This window comes from Escherichia sp. WS338, from assembly GCF_046486405.1.
Taxonomy (GTDB): Bacteria; Pseudomonadota; Gammaproteobacteria; order Enterobacterales; family Enterobacteriaceae; genus Escherichia; species Escherichia coli.
This window is the reverse complement of sequence record NZ_JBJQLL010000004.1, coordinates 109,850-131,628: the sequence shown is the minus strand read 5'-3', so window position 1 is coordinate 131,628 and position 21,779 is coordinate 109,850. Positions and strand designations below refer to the sequence as shown.

23 protein-coding genes are annotated in these 21,779 nt (G+C 54.9%); 18 read left to right on the top strand and 5 right to left on the bottom strand.

The window, feature by feature from the left end:
• Positions 1-13: 13 nt before the first annotated feature.
• The 12 genes from eutM (at position 14) to eutR (ending at position 11,544) form a co-directional block, all read left to right on the top strand.
• Positions 14-307 carry an ethanolamine utilization microcompartment protein EutM gene (gene eutM / locus ACJHWT_RS04815; RefSeq protein ID WP_000387713.1) on the top strand — a complete coding sequence of 98 codons (294 nt, stop codon included), beginning with the start codon at positions 14-16 and terminating at the stop codon, positions 305-307.
• Between the two features lie 106 nt (positions 308-413).
• Positions 414-701 (top strand): ethanolamine utilization microcompartment protein EutN, encoded by a 288-nt coding sequence (gene eutN / locus ACJHWT_RS04810; RefSeq protein WP_000762198.1) that lies wholly within the window; start codon positions 414-416, stop codon positions 699-701.
• Between the two features lie 11 nt (positions 702-712).
• Entirely contained in the window at positions 713-2,116 is a 1,404-nt protein-coding gene (locus ACJHWT_RS04805) for an aldehyde dehydrogenase family protein (protein ID WP_001075662.1), read from the top strand.
• A gap of 10 nt (positions 2,117-2,126) precedes the next feature.
• A complete protein-coding gene (gene eutJ / locus ACJHWT_RS04800; protein ID WP_000929702.1) occupies positions 2,127-2,963 on the top strand; it encodes an ethanolamine utilization protein EutJ in 837 nt (278 codons plus the stop codon).
• Positions 2,953-4,140 carry an ethanolamine utilization ethanol dehydrogenase EutG gene (eutG, locus tag ACJHWT_RS04795; RefSeq protein WP_001317978.1) on the top strand — a complete coding sequence of 396 codons (1,188 nt, stop codon included), beginning with the start codon at positions 2,953-2,955 and terminating at the stop codon, positions 4,138-4,140. The genes eutJ and eutG overlap by 11 nt, the downstream gene beginning before the upstream one ends.
• 216 nt (positions 4,141-4,356) lie before the next feature.
• Positions 4,357-5,583 (top strand): ethanolamine utilization protein EutH, encoded by a 1,227-nt coding sequence (gene eutH / locus ACJHWT_RS04790; RefSeq protein ID WP_000512386.1) that lies wholly within the window; start codon positions 4,357-4,359, stop codon positions 5,581-5,583.
• Complete coding sequence (gene eutA / locus ACJHWT_RS04785; protein ID WP_001097496.1) at positions 5,580-6,983, top strand: ethanolamine ammonia-lyase reactivating factor EutA; 1,404 nt, start codon at positions 5,580-5,582, stop codon at positions 6,981-6,983. Before eutH ends, eutA begins: the two co-directional genes overlap by 4 nt.
• An 11-nt stretch (positions 6,984-6,994) precedes the next feature.
• A complete protein-coding gene (gene eutB, locus ACJHWT_RS04780) occupies positions 6,995-8,356 on the top strand; it encodes an ethanolamine ammonia-lyase subunit alpha (protein WP_000769970.1) in 1,362 nt (453 codons plus the stop codon).
• Positions 8,357-8,376: 20 nt separating this feature from the next.
• A complete protein-coding gene (gene eutC / locus ACJHWT_RS04775; RefSeq protein WP_000372316.1) occupies positions 8,377-9,264 on the top strand; it encodes an ethanolamine ammonia-lyase subunit beta in 888 nt (295 codons plus the stop codon).
• 9 nt (positions 9,265-9,273) lie between these two features.
• Entirely contained in the window at positions 9,274-9,933 is a 660-nt protein-coding gene (eutL, locus tag ACJHWT_RS04770) for an ethanolamine utilization microcompartment protein EutL (protein WP_001111038.1), read from the top strand.
• Between the two features lie 12 nt (positions 9,934-9,945).
• Positions 9,946-10,446, top strand: coding sequence for an ethanolamine utilization microcompartment protein EutK (eutK, locus tag ACJHWT_RS04765; RefSeq protein ID WP_001295463.1), 501 nt, complete (start codon positions 9,946-9,948; stop codon positions 10,444-10,446).
• 45 nt (positions 10,447-10,491) lie between these two features.
• Positions 10,492-11,544: an HTH-type transcriptional regulator EutR gene (gene eutR, locus ACJHWT_RS04760; protein WP_000753706.1), complete on the top strand. Its 1,053-nt coding sequence runs from the start codon at positions 10,492-10,494 to the stop codon at positions 11,542-11,544.
• 5 nt (positions 11,545-11,549) lie between these two features.
• On the opposite strand, the gene hemF is transcribed toward eutR, so the two are convergent.
• Together hemF and amiA are read right to left on the bottom strand one after the other, a co-directional pair.
• Entirely contained in the window at positions 11,550-12,449 is a 900-nt protein-coding gene (gene hemF, locus ACJHWT_RS04755; protein ID WP_001298446.1) for an oxygen-dependent coproporphyrinogen oxidase, read from the bottom strand.
• Positions 12,450-12,452: 3 nt separating this feature from the next.
• Positions 12,453-13,322 carry an N-acetylmuramoyl-L-alanine amidase AmiA gene (gene amiA / locus ACJHWT_RS04750; protein WP_000102892.1) on the bottom strand — a complete coding sequence of 290 codons (870 nt, stop codon included), beginning with the start codon at positions 13,320-13,322 and terminating at the stop codon, positions 12,453-12,455.
• 213 nt (positions 13,323-13,535) lie between these two features.
• On the opposite strand from amiA, the gene ACJHWT_RS04745 reads away from it, so the two are divergent.
• The 4 genes from ACJHWT_RS04745 (at position 13,536) to yfeX (ending at position 16,028) form a co-directional block, all read left to right on the top strand.
• The gene (locus ACJHWT_RS04745; RefSeq protein WP_000406000.1) at positions 13,536-13,961 is read left to right on the top strand and encodes a GNAT family acetyltransferase; all 426 of its coding nucleotides are present in this window, start codon (positions 13,536-13,538) and stop codon (positions 13,959-13,961) included.
• On the top strand, positions 13,948-14,397 hold the full coding sequence (locus tag ACJHWT_RS04740) for a DUF2919 domain-containing protein (protein WP_001296281.1): 450 nt from the start codon (positions 13,948-13,950) through the stop codon (positions 14,395-14,397). The genes ACJHWT_RS04745 and ACJHWT_RS04740 overlap by 14 nt, the downstream gene beginning before the upstream one ends.
• 60 nt (positions 14,398-14,457) lie before the next feature.
• Positions 14,458-15,033, top strand: coding sequence for an RpoE-regulated lipoprotein (locus tag ACJHWT_RS04735; protein ID WP_000838945.1), 576 nt, complete (start codon positions 14,458-14,460; stop codon positions 15,031-15,033).
• Positions 15,034-15,128: 95 nt separating this feature from the next.
• The gene (gene yfeX / locus ACJHWT_RS04730; protein WP_000084590.1) at positions 15,129-16,028 is read left to right on the top strand and encodes a porphyrinogen peroxidase; all 900 of its coding nucleotides are present in this window, start codon (positions 15,129-15,131) and stop codon (positions 16,026-16,028) included.
• 57 nt (positions 16,029-16,085) lie between these two features.
• On the opposite strand, the gene pbp4b is transcribed toward yfeX, so the two are convergent.
• From pbp4b to murQ, 3 genes are read right to left on the bottom strand one after another with little or no spacing between them, the layout of a single operon-like run.
• Positions 16,086-17,387 carry a penicillin binding protein PBP4B gene (gene pbp4b / locus ACJHWT_RS04725; RefSeq protein WP_001317977.1) on the bottom strand — a complete coding sequence of 434 codons (1,302 nt, stop codon included), beginning with the start codon at positions 17,385-17,387 and terminating at the stop codon, positions 16,086-16,088.
• Positions 17,388-17,391: 4 nt separating this feature from the next.
• Positions 17,392-18,816: a PTS N-acetylmuramic acid transporter subunit IIBC gene (gene murP / locus ACJHWT_RS04720; RefSeq protein WP_001040487.1), complete on the bottom strand. Its 1,425-nt coding sequence runs from the start codon at positions 18,814-18,816 to the stop codon at positions 17,392-17,394.
• 3 nt (positions 18,817-18,819) lie between these two features.
• Positions 18,820-19,716: an N-acetylmuramic acid 6-phosphate etherase gene (murQ, locus tag ACJHWT_RS04715; protein ID WP_001175617.1), complete on the bottom strand. Its 897-nt coding sequence runs from the start codon at positions 19,714-19,716 to the stop codon at positions 18,820-18,822.
• Positions 19,717-19,887: 171 nt separating this feature from the next.
• On the opposite strand from murQ, the gene murR reads away from it, so the two are divergent.
• Both murR and ucpA read left to right on the top strand, forming a co-directional pair.
• Entirely contained in the window at positions 19,888-20,745 is an 858-nt protein-coding gene (murR, locus tag ACJHWT_RS04710) for an HTH-type transcriptional regulator MurR (protein ID WP_000966481.1), read from the top strand.
• A gap of 128 nt (positions 20,746-20,873) precedes the next feature.
• A complete protein-coding gene (gene ucpA, locus ACJHWT_RS04705) occupies positions 20,874-21,665 on the top strand; it encodes an SDR family oxidoreductase UcpA (protein WP_000517443.1) in 792 nt (263 codons plus the stop codon).
• Positions 21,666-21,779: the final 114 nt, after the last annotated feature.

The following is a 21,779-nucleotide window of genomic DNA, read 5'->3' as shown; positions in this document are numbered from 1 at the left end:
AGAGGAAAGCACAATGGAAGCATTAGGAATGATCGAAACCCGGGGCCTGGTTGCACTGATTGAGGCTTCTGACGCGATGGTGAAAGCTGCGCGCGTCAAGCTGGTTGGTGTTAAGCAGATTGGCGGCGGCCTGTGTACTGCCATGGTTCGTGGTGATGTTGCAGCCTGTAAAGCCGCGACCGACGCAGGTGCTGCAGCGGCACAGCGTATCGGCGAGCTGGTATCTGTACACGTTATCCCGCGTCCGCACGGCGACCTGGAAGAAGTCTTCCCGATCGGCCTGAAAGGCGATAGCAGCAACCTGTAATCACCCTGTGTGACGTCGATTCGGGCGTCACGCTCTCTCCTTTTTCAGTTTACCTTCCGCGGAGGGTAGGGGGAGCTTTTACCTGAAATACGCCACGGAGGCGGGTATGAAACTGGCAGTCGTCACTGGACAAATTGTTTGTACCGTACGCCATCACGGACTGGCGCATGACAAATTGCTGATGGTGGAAATGATTGATCCACAAGGTAATCCTGACGGGCAATGCGCCGTCGCCATCGACAATATTGGCGCGGGAACCGGGGAGTGGGTGTTGCTGGTGAGTGGCAGTTCCGCCCGCCAGGCGCATAAAAGCGAAACGTCACCGGTCGATCTGTGCGTGATTGGCATCGTCGATGAGGTGGTGACTGGCGGTCAGGTCATTTTCCACAAATAAGGCAGAACATCATGAATCAACAGGATATTGAACAGGTGGTGAAAGCGGTACTACTGAAAATGCAAAGCAGTGATACGCCGCCCGCCGCCGTTCATGAGATGGGCGTTTTCGCGTCCCTGGATGACGCCGTTGCGGCAGCCAAAATTGCCCAGCAAGGGTTAAAGAGCGTGGCAATGCGCCAGTTAGCCATTGCTGCCATTCGTGAAGCAGGCGAAAAACACGCCAGAGATTTAGCGGAACTTGCCGTCAGTGAAACGGGTATGGGCCGCGTAGAAGATAAATTTGCCAAAAACGTCGCTCAGGCGCGCGGCACGCCAGGCGTTGAGTGCCTTTCTCCGCAGGTGCTGACAGGCGACAACGGCCTGACTTTAATTGAAAACGCGCCCTGGGGCGTAGTGGCTTCGGTGACGCCTTCCACTAACCCGGCGGCAACCGTCATTAATAACGCCATCAGCCTGATTGCCGCGGGCAACAGCGTCATTTTTGCCCCGCATCCGGCGGCGAAAAAAGTCTCTCAACGGGCTATTACGTTGCTCAACCAGGCGATTGTTGCCGCAGGCGGGCCGGAAAACTTACTGGTTACTGTGGCAAATCCGGATATCGAAACCGCGCAACGCTTATTCAAGTTTCCGGGCATCGGCCTTTTGGTGGTGACCGGCGGCGAAGCGGTAGTAGAAGCGGCGCGTAAACACACCAATAAACGTCTGATTGCCGCAGGCGCTGGCAACCCGCCGGTAGTGGTGGATGAAACCGCCGACCTCGCCCGTGCCGCTCAGTCCATCGTCAAAGGCGCTTCTTTCGATAACAACATCATTTGTGCCGACGAAAAGGTACTGATTGTTGTTGATAGCGTAGCCGATGAACTGATGCGTCTGATGGAAGGCCAGCACGCGGTGAAACTGACCGCAGAACAGGCGCAGCAGCTGCAACCGGTGTTGCTGAAAAATATCGACGAGCGCGGAAAAGGCACCGTCAGCCGTGACTGGGTTGGTCGCGATGCGGCGAAAATCGCGGCGGCAATCGGCCTTAAAGTTCCGGAACAAACGCGACTGCTGTTTGTAGAAACCACCGCAGAACATCCGTTTGCTGTGACTGAACTGATGATGCCGGTGCTGCCCGTCGTGCGCGTCGCCAACGTGGCGGATGCCATTGCGCTGGCGGTGAAACTGGAAGGCGGTTGCCACCACACGGCGGCAATGCACTCGCGCAATATCGAGAACATGAACCAGATGGCGAATGCCATTGATACCAGCATTTTCGTTAAGAACGGACCGTGCATTGCCGGGCTGGGGCTGGGCGGGGAAGGCTGGACCACCATGACCATCACCACGCCAACCGGTGAAGGGGTAACCAGCGCGCGGACGTTTGTCCGTCTGCGTCGCTGTGTATTAGTCGATGCGTTTCGCATTGTTTAAGGAGTAACCGATGGCGCACGACGAACAATGGCTCACCCCACGTCTGCAAACGGCGGCAACGCTGTGTAACCAGACGCCCGCCGCGACGGAATCTCCGCTGTGGCTGGGGGTGGATCTGGGCACCTGCGATGTGGTGTCGATGGTTGTCGACCGCGACGGTCTGCCGGTGGCGGTATGCCTCGACTGGGCCGATGTAGTCCGCGAGGGCATCGTCTGGGATTTCTTCGGTGCGGTCACCATTGTTCGTCGCCATCTCGACACCCTCGAGCAGCAATTCGGTCGCCGTTTTAGCCATGCGGCGACCTCTTTTCCTCCAGGTACGGACCCGCGTATTTCCATCAACGTGCTGGAATCTGCCGGGCTGGAAGTGAGCCATGTGCTGGATGAGCCAACCGCAGTCGCGGATCTGCTGCAACTGGACAACGCCGGTGTAGTGGATATCGGCGGCGGCACTACCGGCATTGCCATCGTGAAAAAGGGCAAGGTGACGTACTCGGCGGATGAAGCGACTGGCGGACATCACATCTCTCTGACTCTCGCCGGAAATCGTCGTATTCCGCTGGAAGAGGCAGAGCAGTACAAGCGCGGTCACGGTGAAGAGATTTGGCCTGCGGTGAAACCGGTGTACGAAAAAATGGCGGACATTGTCGCCCGGCATATTGAAGGGCAGGGCATTACTGATTTATGGCTGGCGGGCGGCTCTTGTATGCAACCGGGCGTGGCGGAACTGTTTCGCAAACAATTCCCGGCGTTACAGGTGCATTTACCGCAGCACAGTTTGTTTATGACCCCGCTGGCGATCGCCAGTAGTGGGCGAGAGGAAGCGGAGGGGCTATATGCAAAATGAATTGCAGACCGCGCTCTTTCAGGCGTTCGATACCCTGAATCTGCAACGGGTAAAAACATTTAGCGTTCCACCGGTGACGCTTTGCGGTCCGGGCGCGGTGAGTAGTTGCGGGCAGCAAGCGCAAACGCGTGGGCTGAAACATCTGTTCGTGATGGCAGACAGCTTTTTGCATCAGGCGGGGATGACCGCCGGGCTGACGCGCAGCCTGGCTGTTAAAGGCATCGCCATGACGCTCTGGCCATGTCCGGTGGGCGAACCGTGCATCACCGACGTGTGTGCAGCCGTGGCACAGTTGCGTGAATCAGGTTGTGACGGGGTGATCGCGTTTGGCGGCGGCTCGGTGCTGGATGCGGCGAAAGCCGTGGCGTTGCTGGTGACAAACCCGGATAGCACGCTGGCAGAAATGTCAGAAACCAGCGTTCTGCAATCGCGCTTGCCGCTGATTGCCATTCCGACTACCGCCGGAACCGGCTCTGAAACCACCAACGTAACGGTGATTATCGACGCGGTGAGCGGGCGCAAGCAGGTGTTAGCCCATGCCTCGCTGATGCCGGATGTGGCGATCCTCGACGCCGCATTGACCGAAGGTGTGCCGTCGCATGTCACGGCGATGACCGGCATTGATGCGTTAACCCATGCCATTGAAGCATACAGCGCCCTGAACGCTACACCGTTTACCGACAGTCTGGCGATTGGTGCCATTGCGATGATTGGCAAATCGCTGCCGAAAGCGGTGGGCTACGGTCACGACCTTGCCGCGCGCGAGAGCATGTTGCTGGCTTCATGTATGGCGGGAATGGCGTTTTCCAGTGCGGGTCTTGGGTTGTGCCACGCGATGGCGCATCAGCCGGGCGCGGCGCTGCATATTCCGCACGGTCTCGCGAACGCTATGTTGCTGCCAACGGTGATGGAGTTTAACCGGATGGTTTGTCGTGATCGGTTTAGTCAGATTGGTCGGGCGCTGCGAACTAAAAAATCCGACGATCGTGACGCTATTAATGCGGTAAGTGAGCTGATAGCGGAAGTTGGGATTGGTAAACGACTGGGCGATGTTGGTGCGACATCTGCGCATTACGGCGCATGGGCGCAGGCCGCGCTGGAAGATATTTGTCTGCGCAGTAACCCGCGTACCGCCAGCCTGGAGCAGATTGTCGGCCTGTACGCAGCGGCGCAATAAATGCCGGATGCGACGCTTGCCGCGTCTTATCCGGCCTACGGGATTGCACATGTAGGGCGGATAAGGCGTTCACGCCGCATCCGCCAGTGGCGCGGTGCAATTGCCGGATGCGACGCTTGCCGCGTCTTATCTGGCCTTCGGGATTGCACATGTAGGGCGGATAAGGCGTTCACGCCGCATCCGCCAATAAATAACAACTAACAGGGAGTAAAGGCGATGGGTATTAACGAAATCATCATGTACATCATGATGTTCTTTATGCTGATAGCTGCCGTAGACAGGATCCTGTCGCAGTTCGGCGGTTCTGCTCGTTTCCTCGGTAAGTTCGGTAAAAGTATCGAAGGATCCGGCGGTCAGTTCGAAGAAGGCTTTATGGCAATGGGCGCTCTGGGCCTGGCGATGGTCGGTATGACCGCACTGGCACCGGTACTGGCCCACGTTCTCGGACCGGTGATTATCCCGGTTTACGAAATGCTCGGCGCAAACCCGTCAATGTTCGCCGGAACACTGCTGGCGTGCGATATGGGCGGCTTCTTCCTCGCCAAAGAGCTGGCGGGCGGTGACGTAGCAGCGTGGCTATACTCTGGGTTAATTCTCGGGTCGATGATGGGGCCAACGATTGTGTTTTCCATTCCGGTGGCGCTCGGCATTATCGAACCTTCTGACCGTCGTTATCTGGCGCTCGGCGTGCTGGCGGGCATTGTGACCATTCCGATTGGCTGTATTGCTGGTGGTCTGGTTGCTATGTACTCCGGTGTGCAGATCAACGGTCAGCCGGTGGAATTCACCTTTGCGCTGATCCTGATGAACATGATCCCGGTACTTATCGTTGCGGTGCTGGTGGCGCTGGGGCTGAAATTCATCCCGGAAAAAATGATCAACGGCTTCCAGATCTTCGCCAAATTCCTCGTTGCATTGATCACCCTCGGTCTTGCTGCCGCGGTAGTGAAATTCCTCCTTGGCTGGGAACTGATCCCCGGTCTGGATCCTATCTTTATGGCCCCTGGCGATAAACCCGGTGAGGTGATGCGCGCCATTGAAGTTATCGGCTCGATCTCCTGCGTTCTGTTAGGGGCGTATCCAATGGTACTGCTGCTGACTCGCTGGTTTGAAAAACCGCTGATGAGCGTCGGTAAAGTGCTGAATATGAACAATATCGCGGCAGCCGGCATGGTGGCAACGCTTGCCAACAACATCCCAATGTTTGGCATGATGAAGCAGATGGATACCCGCGGCAAAGTCATCAACTGCGCCTTCGCCGTTTCCGCTGCTTTCGCCCTGGGTGACCACTTAGGCTTTGCCGCTGCCAACATGAACGCCATGATTTTCCCGATGATTGTCGGCAAGTTGATCGGCGGCGTAACGGCGATTGGCGTGGCGATGATGCTGGTGCCAAAAGAAGACGCGACCGCGGCCAAAACCGAAGCGGAGGCACAATCGTGAACACTCGCCAGCTACTGAGCGTCGGTATCGATATCGGCACCACCACCACCCAGGTGATCTTCTCCCACCTGGAGCTGGTTAACCGTGCGGCGGTGTCGCAGGTGCCGCGCTACGAATTCATCAAACGCGAAATTAGCTGGCAAAGCCCGGTGTTCTTTACCCCTGTCGATAAACAGGGTGGTTTAAAAGAAGCGGAACTGAAAACCTTAATCCTCGAGCAATATCAGGCTGCGGGCATTGCGCCGGAAAGCGTTGATTCTGGTGCCATCATCATCACCGGTGAAAGCGCGAAAACCCGCAACGCTCGCCCGGCGGTGATGACGCTCTCCCAGTCGCTGGGCGATTTTGTCGTCGCCAGCGCCGGGCCGCATCTCGAATCCGTGATCGCCGGTCACGGTGCCGGGGCGCAAACCCTTTCTGAACAACGGCTGTGTCGGGTACTGAATATCGATATCGGCGGTGGCACTGCGAACTACGCCCTGTTCGATGCCGGAAAAATCAGCGGCACCGCCTGCCTCAATGTCGGCGGTCGCCTGCTGGAAACCGACAGCCAGGGGCGCGTGGTTTACGCTCATAAACCGGGGCAGATGATAGTGGATGAGTGCTTCGGTGCAGGCACTGACGCCCGTTCGCTGACCGGCGCGCAGCTGGTGCAGGTTACCCGGCGGATGGCAGAGCTGATTGTCGAAGTGATTGACGGAACGCTCTCGCCGCTCGCGCAGGCATTAATGCAAACCGGTTTGCTGCCCGCAGGTGTTACGCCCGAAATCATTACGCTTTCTGGCGGCGTGGGCGAATGTTATCGCCACCAGCCCGCCGACCCGTTCTGTTTTGCCGATATCGGCCCGCTTCTGGCAACGGCGCTGCATGACCATCCGCGCCTGCGTGAGATGAACGTGCAGTTTCCGGCGCAAACCGTGCGCGCCACGGTGATTGGTGCGGGTGCACATACCCTTTCACTCTCTGGCAGCACGATCTGGCTGGAGGGCGTACAACTGCCGCTGCGCAATTTGCCGGTGGCGATCCCGATTGATGAAACGGATCTGGTGAGTGCCTGGCAACAGGCGCTGATTCAGCTGGATCTTTGCCCCAAAACTGACGCGTACGTGCTGGCGCTTCCCGCCTCGCTGCCTGTGCGTTACGCCGCGGTACTGACGGTCATCAACGCGCTGGTCGATTTCGTCGCGCGTTTTCCGAATCCGCATCCCCTGCTGGTGGTGGCCGGGCAGGACTTTGGTAAAGCTCTGGGCATGTTGTTGCGCCCACAGCTACAACAACTCCCGTTGGCAGTCATTGACGAAGTGATTGTCCGCGCGGGGGACTATATCGACATTGGTACGCCTCTTTTTGGCGGATCGGTTGTGCCGGTGACGGTGAAATCACTCGCATTTCCTTCCTGAGGGAACGACTTATGAAACTAAAGACCACATTGTTCGGCAATGTATATCAGTTTAAGGATGTAAAAGAGGTGCTGGCTAAAGCCAACGAACTGCGTTCGGGGGATGTGCTGGCGGGCGTTGCAGCGGCAAGCTCACAGGAGCGCGTGGCGGCAAAGCAGGTGTTGTCGGAAATGACCGTAGCGGACATCCGCAATAATCCGGTGATTGCCTATGAAGATGACTGCGTGACGCGGCTGATTCAGGACGACGTTAACGAAACGGCCTACAACCAGATTAAAAACTGGAGCATCAGCGAACTGCGTGAATACGTCCTGAGCGATGAAACCAGCGTGGACGACATTGCCTTTACCCGCAAAGGGCTGACCTCGGAAGTGGTGGCGGCGGTAGCGAAGATTTGCTCCAACGCGGACCTGATCTACGGCGCGAAGAAAATGCCGGTGATCAAAAAGGCCAATACCACCATCGGTATTCCGGGCACCTTTAGCGCCCGTTTGCAGCCGAACGATACCCGTGACGACGTGCAAAGTATCGCCGCGCAAATCTACGAAGGGCTTTCCTTCGGGGTGGGCGATGCGGTGATCGGCGTTAACCCGGTGACTGACGATGTGGAAAACTTAAGCCGCGTGTTGGACACCATTTACGGCGTGATCGACAAATTCAACATTCCGACCCAGGGCTGCGTGCTGGCGCACGTCACCACCCAGATTGAAGCGATCCGTCGTGGCGCACCAGGCGGGCTGATTTTCCAGAGTATCTGCGGCAGCGAAAAAGGGCTGAAAGAATTTGGCGTGGAGCTGGCGATGCTCGATGAAGCACGCGCAGTGGGCGCGGAGTTCAACCGTATCGCCGGGGAAAACTGCCTCTACTTCGAAACCGGACAAGGCTCTGCGCTGTCCGCTGGCGCTAACTTCGGCGCAGACCAGGTGACGATGGAAGCACGTAACTATGGGCTGGCGCGTCATTACGATCCGTTTATCGTCAACACCGTGGTCGGCTTTATTGGGCCGGAGTATCTTTACAACGACCGCCAGATTATCCGTTCGGGCTTAGAAGATCACTTTATGGGTAAGCTGAGCGGCATCTCTATGGGCTGTGACTGCTGCTACACCAACCACGCTGACGCTGACCAGAACCTCAACGAAAACCTCATGATCCTGCTCGCCACCGCAGGCTGCAACTACATCATGGGGATGCCGCTGGGCGATGACATCATGCTCAACTATCAGACCACGGCATTCCACGACACTGCCACTGTGCGTCAGTTACTGAATCTGCGTCCGTCACCGGAGTTTGAACGCTGGCTGGAAAGCATGGGCATTATGGCAAACGGTCGCCTGACCAAACGGGCGGGCGATCCGTCACTGTTCTTCTGATGACGCGGAGATAACACATCATGGATCAAAAACAGATTGAAGAAATTGTACGCAGCGTGATGGCGTCAATGGGACAAGCGGCCCCCGCGCCGTCAGAAGCAAAGTGCGCCACCACCAACTGTGCGGCACCGGTGACCTCGGAAAGCTGCGCGCTGGATTTAGGTTCTGCGGAAGCAAAAGCGTGGATTGGTGTGGAAAACCCACATCGCGCGGACGTATTAACAGAACTGCGTCGCAGCACCGTGGCCCGCGTTTGTACCGGTCGTGCCGGTCCGCGTCCGCGTACCCAGGCGTTGCTGCGTTTCCTGGCCGATCACTCTCGTTCGAAAGATACCGTACTGAAAGAAGTACCGGAAGAGTGGGTGAAAGCGCAGGGCTTGCTGGAAGTCCGCTCCGAAATCAGCGACAAAAATCTCTATCTGACTCGCCCGGATATGGGCCGCCGCCTGTGTGCAGAAGCTGTTGAAGCGCTGAAAGCACAGTGTGTTGCTAATCCGGACGTGCAGGTCGTTATTTCTGATGGCCTGTCAACTGATGCGATCACCGTGAACTACGAAGAGATCCTGCCACCGCTGATGGCGGGCCTGAAACAGGCCGGGCTGAAAGTCGGTACTCCATTCTTTGTTCGTTATGGTCGCGTGAAGATTGAAGATCAGATCGGTGAGATCCTCGGCGCGAAAGTGGTGATCCTGCTGGTGGGGGAACGCCCGGGATTAGGGCAGTCAGAAAGTCTCTCCTGCTACGCCGTTTACTCGCCGCGTATGGCGACCACCGTTGAGGCCGATCGCACCTGCATCTCTAACATTCACCAGGGCGGCACGCCGCCGGTTGAAGCCGCAGCCGTCATTGTGGATTTGGCGAAACGTATGCTGGAGCAGAAAGCATCCGGCATCAACATGACCCGATAAGGAGGCATCATGCCAGCTTTAGATTTGATTCGACCGTCGGTCACCGCCATGCGGGTGATTGCCTCTGTTAACGCCGAATTTGCGCGTGAACTGAAATTGCCGCCGCATATTCGTAGCCTTGGGCTGATTTCTGCTGATTCCGATGACGTCACCTACATTGCGGCTGACGAAGCGACCAAGCAGGCGATGGTCGAAGTGGTGTATGGCCGCTCGCTGTATGCGGGAGCTGCACACGGACCGTCACCGACTGCCGGTGAAGTGCTGATTATGCTCGGTGGGCCAAACCCGGCGGAAGTGCGTGCTGGTCTGGATGCGATGGTTGCGCATATTGAAAATGGCGCGGCTTTCCAGTGGGCTAATGACGCAGAAAACACAGCCTTCCTGGCACATGTAGTTTCGCGTACCGGTTCTTATCTCTCATCAACCGCCGGGATCACGCTTGGCGATCCGATGGCGTATCTGGTGGCACCGCCGCTGGAAGCGACCTATGGCATTGATGCAGCCCTGAAATCTGCCGACGTGCAACTGGTGACCTACGTACCGCCGCCGTCTGAAACCAACTACTCGGCAGCATTTTTAACCGGTAGCCAGGCCGCGTGTAAAGCAGCCTGTAACGCCTTTACCGATGCAGTGCTGGAAATCGCGCGTAATCCAATCCAGCGTGCGTAACGGAGGTTGCCGATGATCAATGCACTGGGATTGCTGGAAGTGGACGGCATGGTCGCCGCGATAGATGCAGCTGATGCCATGCTCAAAGCAGCTAACGTTCGTCTGCTCAGTCACGAAGTGCTTGACCCTGGTCGCCTAACGCTGGTGGTGGAAGGCGATCTGGCGGCGTGTCGTGCGGCGCTGGACGCAGGTTGTGCTGCCGCGATGCGTACCGGGCGTGTCATCAGCCGTAAGGAGATCGGTCGGCCAGACGATGACACCCAGTGGCTGGTTACTGGCTTTAACCGCCAGCCGAAGCAACCCGTAAAGGAACCCGACGCGCCAGTTATCGTCGCGGAATCTGCTGACGAGTTGTTGGCGCTGTTAACATCAGTACGTCAGGGAATGACGGCAGGAGAAGTGGCTGCCCACTTTGGCTGGCCGCTGGAAAAAGCCAGAAATGCGCTCGAACAGCTCTTTTCTGCCGGGACGTTACGTAAACGCAGTAGTCGTTATCGTCTCAAGCCCCATTAACCTGTCGGAGGTGCCGGGTGTCCTACAACACCCGGCATTAACATCATGAAAAAGACCCGTACAGCCAATTTGCACCATCTTTATCATGAACCCTTACCCGAAAACCTGAAGCTCACGCCGAAGGTCGAAGTGGATAATGTTCATCAACGACAGACAACGGATGTCTATGAACATGCTTTGACAATTACCGCCTGGCAGCAGATTTACGATCAGCTGCATCCGGGCAAGTTTCATGGTGAATTTACGGAAATTCTACTCGATGATATTCAGGTTTTTCGTGAATACACCGGTCTGGCACTGCGTCAGTCGTGCCTGGTCTGGCCGAACTCGTTCTGGTTTGGCATTCCGGCGACGCGCGGTGAGCAGGGATTTATCGGTTCGCAATGTCTGGGAAGCGCAGAAATAGCGACGCGCCCTGGTGGAACCGAGTTTGAATTAAGTACGCCGGACGATTACACGATCCTGGGCGTAGTGCTTTCTGAAGATGTCATCACCCGTCAGGCTAACTTTTTGCATAATCCGGATCGGGTATTACATATGCTGCGTAGCCAGTCGGCGTTGGAAGTGAAAGAGCAGCATAAAGCCGCGCTGTGGGGCTTTGTCCAACAGGCGCTGGCGACGTTTTGCGAGAACCCGGAAAATCTCCATCAGCCTGCAGTGCGAAAAGTGCTGGGGGATAATTTGCTAATGGCGATGGGGGCGATGCTGGAAGAAGCGCAGCCGATGATGACGGCGGAAAGCATCAGTCATCAGAGTTACCGTCGATTGCTTTCCCGCGCCCGTGAATATGTGCTGGAAAACATGTCCGAACCGGTGACGGTGCTGGACTTGTGTAATCAACTGCATGTCAGCCGCCGCACGCTACAAAACGCGTTTCACGCCATTTTGGGCATTGGTCCGAACGCGTGGCTGAAACGTATTCGCCTGAACGCCGTGCGCCGCGAACTCATAAGTCCGTGGTCACAAAGCACAACGGTAAAATACGCCGCCATGCAGTGGGGATTCTGGCATCTTGGGCAATTTGCCACGGATTATCAGCAACTGTTTGCCGAGAAGCCGTCACTGACGCTGCATCAGCGGATGCGAGAGTGGGGGTGAGGGAGTTACACCCAATCCCTGACCTTAATAAACTCACTTAAAGCCGCTTCCGGGCTGCCATCTTTTGGCTGATAATCATACTCCCAGCGTACCAGTGGCGGCATTGACATCAGGATCGACTCGGTGCGCCCGCCAGTTTGCAGGCCAAACAGCGTGCCGCGATCCCAGACCAGATTGAACTCGACATAACGACCGCGACGGTAGAGCTGAAAATTGCGCTCGCGCTCGCCGTAGGCCATCGCTTTTCGTCGTTCTACAATTGGTAAATAAGCGTCGGTGTAGCCTTTGCCTACCGCCTGCATAAAGGCAAAACAGTGGTCGAAATCTGGCGTGTTCAGATCATCAAAGAACAGCCCGCCAATGCCGCGCTGTTCGTTACGATGTTTGAGGTAGAAGTATTCGTCGCACCATTTTTTGTAACGCGGATAAACGTCTTCGCCAAATGGCAGGCACAGGTCACGGGCGGTGCGGTGCCAGTGAATGGCGTCTTCTTCAAAACCATAGAAAGGGGTTAAATCGAAGCCGCCGCCAAACCACCAGACGGGCTCTGCACCCGGCTTTTCGGCAATAAAAAAGCGCACATTCGCGTGGCTGGTGGGGACATACGGATTATGCGGATGCACTACCAGTGAAACGCCCATCGCCTCGAAACTGCGCCCGGCAAGTTCCGGACGATGAGCGGTGGCGGAAGCAGGCATCGCCTCACCGTGGACATGTGAAAAGTTGACGCCTGCCTGTTCGAAAACACCACCATTACGCAAAACCCGACTACGCCCGCCGCCGCCAGCTTCGCGCTGCCAGCTATCTTCGACAAATTCTGCGCCATCGACGGCGCTCAACTGCTGACAAATCGTATCCTGAAGGTTGAGCAGGAACTGTTTAACCTGGTGTGCGTCGGGTTTCATCACTTACCGCTTTCTCGAGTGTGCTTTCTGGTTGTCAAACCAGTGGAAATAACTGATCACGCCTTCGGCAATCGCTGTGGCGATTTTCTGGCGAAATGCTGCCGTGCCTAACAGCCGCTCTTCTTCCGGGTTGGTGATAAACGAGGTTTCCACCAGCACCGAAGGAACCGACGGCGATTTCAACACCACAAACGCGGCTTGTTCGGTGTTGCGGCTGTGCAGTTTATGCACCGGCTTAATCTTCTTCAGAATATGCGAGCCGAGCGTCAGGCTGTTTTTAATAGTATCGGTTTGCACCAGATCAAACAGCACTTGCTGCAATAGGTGATCCTTGTCAGTCGCCTTTTTACCGGCAACTTCATCGGCGCGGTTTTCGCGTTCAGACAGGTATTTCGCCATTGCGCTACTTGCCCCACGGTTAGAGAGGGCAAATACCGAAGCACCGGCAGCTTTCGGGTTGGTAAAGCCATCGGCATGAATTGACATAAACAGATCTGCGCCATGTTTATGGGCGATTTCAACGCGATCGTAAAGTGGGATAAACGTATCGCCAGAACGCGTTAAACGCGCATCAATCCCATGATTACGCAAAATGGAACGGACGTTTTTAGCAATCGCCAGCACCACATGTTTTTCTTTCGAACCGTTGCGCCCGATCGCTCCGGTATCAATCCCGCCGTGGCCTGGATCGAGAACAACGACACGTTTGCCGCCAGATTTTTTGGCTTTCGGCTTGCTGTGTCCGTTGCTGGTTTTTAAAGGTTCGTCTTTGGCGATGGCTTGCGACATTCCTGACAACGTCAGGGCAGCCAAACCGGCTTTCAGCACCTGGCGGCGCGAAGTGAGTGTTTTTAGTGGTTTAAAAGTGCTCATACGGCCTGAGTTGTAATAATAAAGTTCCAGATGTTATATCGTATCGCGTAATCCGTTACGACCGTTTGCTGTTGAGAATTGTTTTACTTTTCATTTCAATAGTTGACAACTCCCCATTATGCCACTTTTTCAACCGATTTTCGTCAGATATTGGCTAATTCGACCGTTCACGCCATAATCAGCCTTTTAACCCGCAAAAAGGTAACGAATACCATGGAGATACGCGTATTTCGCCAGGAAGATTTCGAAGAGGTCATCACCCTTTGGGAGCGTTGCGACTTGCTGCGTCCGTGGAACGATCCGGAAATGGACATCGAGCGTAAGATGAACCATGACGTCAGTTTGTTTCTGGTCGCTGAGGTAAACGGTGAAGTGGTCGGAACGGTGATGGGCGGTTATGACGGGCATCGCGGGTCTGCTTATTATCTTGGCGTGCATCCAGAGTTTCGTGGGCGTGGGATTGCTAATGCGTTGCTTAATCGGCTGGAGAAAAAGCTGATTGCTCGCGGCTGTCCGAAAATTCAGATCAACGTGCCGGAAGATAACGACATGGTGCTCGGAATGTATGAACGCCTGGGATATGAACACGCCGACGTGCTGAGTCTGGGTAAGCGTTTGATTGAAGATGAAGAGTACTGAGTTTCATCCTGTCCATTATGATGCGCACGGTCGCCTGCGTTTACCCTTGCTCTTCTGGCTTGTGCTATTGCTTCAGGCGCGAACCTGGGTGCTGTTTGTCATTGCTGGTGCGTCGCGCGAGCAGGGTACTGCGCTGCTAAATCTGTTTTATCCCGATCACGATAATTTCTGGCTGGGGTTGATTCCCGGCATTCCGGCGGTGCTGGCGTTTTTGCTGAGTGGTCGGCGGGCTTCATTTCCCCGTATCTGGCATGTGCTCTATTTTCTGTTGCTGTTGGCGCAGGTGGTTTTACTTTGCTGGCAACCGTGGCTGTGGCTGAACGGTGAATCCGTTAGCGGTATCGGGCTGGCGCTGGTAGTGGCGGATATTGTGGCGTTAATCTGGCTGCTGACCAATCGACGTTTACGCGCTTGTTTTAATGAAGAAAAAGAATAACGGCACTTTTTGGTGAATTTGCACTCCAAGCAACGTTATTGAATAACCAAAGGAAGTGACATGAAATCGCTGCGTTTAATGTTATGCGCTATGCCGTTGATGCTGACCGGCTGTTCCACGATGTCGTCAGTTAACTGGTCTGCCGCTAACCCGTGGAACTGGTTTGGGTCGTCCACCAAAGTGAGCGAGCAGGGCGTTGGTGAATTAACGGCGTCCACACCACTGCAAGAACAAGCCATTGCCGATGCGCTTGATGGCGATTATCGCCTGCGCAGCGGAATGAAAACCGCGAACGGCAACGTGGTGCGCTTTTTTGAAGTGATGAAAGGCGACAACGTGGCGATGGTGATTAACGGCGATCAGGGTACGATCAGCCGCATTGATGTGCTGGATAGCGATATTCCTGCTGACACCGGTGTTAAAATCGGTACACCGTTTAGCGACCTTTACAGCAAAGCATTTGGCAATTGCCAAAAAGCTGATGGTGATGATAATCGTGCCGTCGAATGTAAAGCCGAAGGCAGTCAACATATTAGCTACCAGTTCAGCGGGGAATGGAGTGGTCCTGAAGGGTTAATGCCTTCAGACGATACCCTGAAAAACTGGAAAGTCAGTAAAATTATCTGGCGGCGTTAATTTGCGTCTGAACAAACCGCCGCCGCGAAAAAACACGTAAAATAGCGCCCAACAATGCCACGGATTGCGTGGCATTCTTATTTTCAGGAGGAACAATGTCTCAGGTTCAGAGTGGCATTTTGCCAGAACATTGCCGCGCGGCGATTTGGATCGAAGCCAACGTGAAAGGGGAAGTTGACGCCCTGCGTGCGGCCAGTAAAACATTTGCCGATAAACTGGCAACTTTTGAAGCGAAATTCCCGGATGCGCATCTTGGTGCGGTGGTTGCCTTTGGTAACAACACCTGGCGCGCTCTGAGCGGCGGCGTTGGGGCCGAAGAGCTGAAAGATTTTCCGGGCTACGGTAAAGGCCTTGCGCCGACGACCCAGTTCGATGTGTTGATCCACATTCTTTCTCTGCGTCACGACGTAAACTTCTCTGTCGCTCAGGCGGCGATGGAAGCCTTTGGTGACTGCATTGAAGTGAAAGAAGAGATCCACGGCTTCCGTTGGGTTGAAGAGCGTGACCTGAGCGGCTTCGTTGACGGTACTGAAAACCCGGCGGGTGAAGAGACGCGCCGCGAAGTGGCGGTTATCAAAGACGGCGTGGATGCAGGCGGCAGCTATGTGTTTGTGCAGCGTTGGGAGCACAACCTCAAGCAGCTCAACCGGATGAGCGTTCACGATCAGGAGATGATGATCGGGCGCACCAAAGAGGCCAACGAAGAGATTGACGGCGACGAACGTCCGGAAACCTCTCACCTGACCCGCGTTGATCTGAAAGAAGATGGCAAAGGGCTGAAGATTGTTCGCCAGAGCCTGCCGTACGGCACCGCCAGTGGCACTCACGGTCTGTACTTCTGCGCCTACTGCGCGCGTCTGCATAACATTGAGCAGCAACTGCTGAGCATGTTTGGCGATACCGATGGCAAACGTGATGCGATGTTGCGTTTCACCAAACCGGTCACTGGCGGCTATTACTTCGCGCCGTCGCTGGACAAGTTGATGGCGTTGTAATCGTTTCTGATTCGATGATTTAAGGCCAGCCAGTATCACAACTGACTGGCCTTTTTATTACTGCTTTAACGCCGCATACACCTGATCAACTACCCAACCATAAGTTGCAATCGGTAGCTGACCGCTTTCGAACATATTGGGATTTTTTTGTGGATCGGCAACTGGCGAATGTGGCTTGTTGCTTAACATCACAATCGCCATATGATTCACCGGATCGATAACGGTCACCGTCCCGGTCCAGCCAGTGTGACCGTAGGTTTGCGGGCTTGCCAGCGTGCCAAACGTCGGCGTCATGGTGGCATTACCATTCACGCGCCAGCCAAGGCCAAAAGTGGCATCTTCCTTAGAGCTGGTGGTGAACATCTTCACCGTTTCTGCATTGAACAGCTGCACATCGCCATAGCCGCCGCCGTTCAGCATCGTTTGCATTAACACCGCAATATCGCCGGTATTGGAAAACAAACCTGCGTGCCCGGAAACGCCGCCCATCGAATAGAATGCTTTTTCATCGTGCACCTGACCCCAGAGAGTGGAGGTGCGGATATTCGGGAAGTGAATCACGCCATCGCGGGTATTGCCGTTGAGTTCCGTGGCGGCAATTTGCTGTGGTTTAAAGCCTTTCAGCAGTGGATTAAATACCGTGTGCGTCAGGCCGAGCGGGCGATAAATCGACTCTTCAACATAGCGGTCAAGTGGCTGACCGGTAATCGACTCGACGATAAATCCAAGCAGCATATAATCGACATCGCTGTAGATATGCTTGCTGCCGGGCTGATACTCCAGCGGCGTGCGCTTGATCATCTCCAGCGTCTGGCCTTTATCCTGGGAATATAACGCGCCCGCGACCGCTTTATTCGGGTATTGCGGATCTGCCGGGAAACCGCCGCTGTGATGCAGCAGGTCAGAAATCCGCAGCGTGTTTTTGCCTTTGATGGTGTCATTTGGACTATCGGCAAATCCCGGAATATATTTCGCAATCCGATCGTCAGGATGCAGCTTGCCTTCGCTCATTAGCTTTTGCAGAGCAAAGTTAGTGGCGTACATCTTGGTATTGGAAGCCAGGTCATACAGCGTCCCGGTGGTGGCTTTGACAGGCTGTTCCATCAATACGCTGCCATCGTACTTTTTCGCCGCTCCCCAGGCTTTGCGATACACAATCTGATTATCTTTTATAATCAGCAGGTTTACGCCGGGATAACCGGCGTCCACTTGCTGGCTAATCCAGCGATCCATCTGGTTAAGCCGTTCGACGTTGAACCCTGCTTTCTCTGGCGAACTTTCTGTCAGTACAGGGTATTTTGCGGCGCTGACGCTACAACTAACAGCCAGCAGAGAAAGATAGAGCATTGTCCGTTTCATATTATCAGTCCAGATTGACGTTACGGCAGCCAAAGAGCGTGGTGAAAATAAACCCGCAAACCCATGCCACCAGAATCCCGCCTGCATAAACCGCCATTGCCGGAAGGATGCCTTGTGCGGAAGTCATCAGCGGCAGCGCCACCAGACCAGACGGCCCAAAGGCACTGTTTAAGCCCATCGGCAGGCCCCACCAGGCTATCAGCCCGATAAACAAACCACCCGCTGCGCCACCTAAACAGGCGGTAACAAACGGTTTCATGCGGGGCAGGGTGACGCCGTAAATCAGCGGTTCGCCAACACCCAGCAGACCGGGAATAATCGCCCCGCGTACCTGACTGCGTAATGCGCTATGCGGTTGCGCCCGCCAGTAGAGTGCCAGCGCCGCGCCCACCTGGCCCGCGCCTGCCATTGAAAGGATGGGAAATAAGCTGTTGAATCCCTGACTATCCATTAACGCGAGGTAAACGGGAATAAAGCCCTGATGCACGCCAAACACCACGGCGATCAGGAACAGCCCGGCTAATACTGCACAACCGAGCGGATTACTGTTCAGGTGCATAAACAGCCACGACATGCCTTCAAACAGCCAGCCGCCCAGCGGCATAATGATCAGGTAGGCCAGCGTAGCGGTGATCAGCAGGGTGATTAACGAGGTCAACAGCATGTCGAGATCGTCCGGCATAAAGCGGCGCACCATGCCTTCGATGCGGGCGCAGGCCCACGCGGCAATCAACACGCCGATAATATTGCCGCGCGGATCGATAGGCAGACCGAAGAAATCGTGAAATCCGGCGTAGTAACCAGTGGTGGCAGCAGGGTTATAACCGAGCAAAAAGAGCGCGGCGATAATTGCGCCATTGACGCCCGTGCCGCCGAACGCCTGGGCCGCGTTATAGCCCACCAGAATCACCAGGAAGGTGAACAAACCTTTGCTGAACACCTTCATAAAATTCAGCGCGTCGGGTAGCGTGCCCTGAGCATCTGCCGGAACGTGCATCACCGTGGCAATTAACGTCGCTATCCCCAGCAGCAGACCGGCGGCAATAAAACCGGGGATCAGCGGCGTGAAGATGGTGGCGAATTTGGCGAGAAATTGTTGCACGCCGGAGGTTTGTTTGGCTTTTAACTGACGTTTATTCTGGGCGGCGATTTCTGCGGCATCCTGCACGGGTGCTTCGCCCAGCAACTCGCTCATGGCTTTTGCGGCACGATGCGCTTTGCCCGGCCCAAAAACCACCTGCACCTGATCGCTGGTCAAAATGACGCCCTTCACGCCTTCCAGCGTTTTGATATTGGGATCAACCAGTGAACTGTCATGTACACCCAGACGCAGGCGCGTCATACAGTTACCACAACTGGCGATATTTCCCGGTCCGCCGACACGGGTAAGAATGGTGTTCAGAAGTTCACTGCTGATCTCTTTGGCCATGGGTTATTCCTTGTCTAAAACCTGACGAATAAAGCCGCCGTGTTGATCAAGGCGTTTTTTAGCTTCTGCGGCATCGAGATTTTTCAGCACCATCACAATGGCCGTTTTACAGTTGCGCTCGCAGGCAACCAATGCCGCTTCCGCTTGCTCTGCGCTACATCCGGTAGCGTTTTTGACGATATTGACCTGGCGCACATGCAATTTTTCGTTGGTGGCGACCACATCGACCATCAGGTTGCCGAACACTTTGCCGGATTTAATCATCAGCCCGGTGGAGAGCATATTGAGCACCAGTTTCTGCGCCGTACCTGCTTTCATTCGCGAAGAACCTGTGACCACTTCGGCCCCAACAACTGGCGTAATGGCAAACTCAGCGGTGGTTGAAACGGCGCTCCCGGGATTACAGGAAATTCCCACTGTGCGGCAGCCGAGCTGGCGTGCGTATTCCAGTCCGGCAATTACATACGGCGTGCGACCACTGGCCGCAATGCCAACCACCACATCCTGCGCGGTTAAGCCGATGTTTTTCAAATCATTAACACCACCTTCCCGGCTATCTTCAGCGCCTTCCACCGCGTGCTGAATGGCATATTCGCCTCCAGCAATCAAACCAACCACCAGACCCGGTTTAACGCCGTAGGTGGGCGGACATTCGCTGGCATCCAGAATCCCCAGACGACCGGATGTTCCCGCACCGAGATAAATCAGACGCCCGCCGCCGCTTACCTGGGCGTGGATAACATCGATCGCCGCGGCGATATCCGGCAGTACGCGCTCAACGGCGAGTGGTACAGTTTTATCTTCATCGTTGATAATCCGGCACATTTCCAGCGTCGATACGCGGTCAATTTCAGCCGAGGCGGCGTTCGAGCCTTCAGTAATCATCTTTTCAAGTTGCATCGGTGGTGACCTTACTATTTACGATCAAATAATTGCAGATGTATGGAATCATATATCTCAATTTGCTAGTTTTAAAGGAATCATTGAGTCTGAAATCACAGAGTGTGAAGAGCGTCAAAGGGCAAAATCCGTGTGCTATGCTGCGCGCAGGATGTGGTGAGGGAGTGGAAGATGTTGTACCTGACAAAATTACGCAATGCAGAAAGTGACTTTACTGAAAATGAGCAAAAGATAGCCGACTTTCTGCAAGCCAGGGTGAGCGAACTGAAATCCGTTTCTTCACGAAATATGGCGAAACAGCTCGGTATTAGCCAGTCGAGTATTGTGAAGTTTGCCCAGAAGCTCGGCGCGCAAGGATTTACTGAATTGCGTATGGCGTTAATTGGCGAATACAGTGCTAGCCGGGAGAAAACGAATGCCACGGCGCTGCACCTGCACAGTTCGATTACCAGTGATGATTCGCTGGAAGTGATTGCCCGCAAATTGAATCGCGAAAAAGAGCTGGCGCTGGAGCAAACCTGTGCGTTGTTCGACTACGCGCGGTTGCAAAAAATCATTGAGGTCATCAGTAAAGCACCGTTTATCCAGATAACGGGCCTGGGTGGGTCGGCGCTGGTGGGGCGCGATCTTTCATTCAAACTGATGAAAATTGGTTATCGTGTGGCCTGTGAAGCTGACACGCATGTACAAGCCACCGTTTCCCAGGCGCTGAAAAAAGGCGATGTACAAATCGCTATCTCTTACAGCGGCAGTAAAAAAGAGATTGTCTTGTGCGCCGAGGCAGCACGAAAGCAGGGGGCAACGGTGATTGCCATTACCTCGTTAACCGATTCCCCGCTGCGGCGGCTGGCGCATTACACCCTCGATACCGTTTCTGGCGAAACCGAATGGCGCAGCTCGTCGATGTCCACCCGCACGGCGCAAAATTCTGTTACCGATTTACTGTTTGTTGGCCTTGTGCAACTCAATGATGTGGAGTCATTGAAAATGATTGAGCGCAGCAGTGAGCTAACGCAACGCCTGAAATGATGCATAAAGCAGCGACTGGATTGAGATTTTCCTGAATTAGTGAGCTGATCCGCAGCAATATTTTGTTTATCCTGTATTTTCAGAGGGAATGGAGTGTAACGCTCTGTATTAACAAGGAGAGCATTAAAATGGGTAAACTCACGGGCAAGACAGCACTGATTACGGGCGCATTGCAGGGAATTGGCGAAGGAATTGCCAGAACTTTTGCGCGTCATGGCGCAAACCTAATCTTGCTGGATATCTCCCCTGAGATCGAAAAGCTGGCGGACGAACTGTGTGGTCGTGGTCATCGCTGTACGGCGGTTGTCGCCGATGTGCGTGACCCGGCGTCGGTCGCCGCAGCTATCAAGCGCGCGAAGGAAAAAGAAGGGCGCATTGATATCCTGGTGAATAACGCAGGCGTTTGTCGTCTGGGCAGTTTCCTCGATATGAGCGATGAAGATCGCGATTTCCATATTGATATCAATATTAAAGGCGTATGGAACGTCACGAAGGCGGTGCTGCCGGAGATGATTGCCCGCAAAGATGGTCGCATTGTGATGATGTCTTCAGTCACTGGCGATATGGTGGCCGATCCGGGTGAAACGGCGTATGCCTTAACGAAAGCGGCGATTGTTGGCCTGACTAAATCGCTGGCGGTGGAGTACGCGCAGTCTGGTATTCGCGTTAACGCCATCTGCCCGGGATACGTACGCACGCCAATGGCGGAAAGCATTGCCCGCCAGTCGAACCCGGAAGATCCAGAATCGGTGCTGACTGAAATGGCAAAAGCAATCCCGATGCGTCGCCTCGCCGATCCGCTGGAAGTCGGCGAACTGGCAGCCTTCCTCGCATCGGATGAATCAAGTTATTTAACCGGTACACAGAATGTGATTGATGGCGGCAGCACACTGCCGGAGACGGTTAGCGTCGGCATCTGATTCACCTCTGTTTCCTCCCTGCATTTGTGGGGAGGATTTCGTCTTGAACCCGGTTCTTATTCCCTTTTCAACTTCCAAATCACCAAACGGTATATAAAACCGTTACTCCTTTCA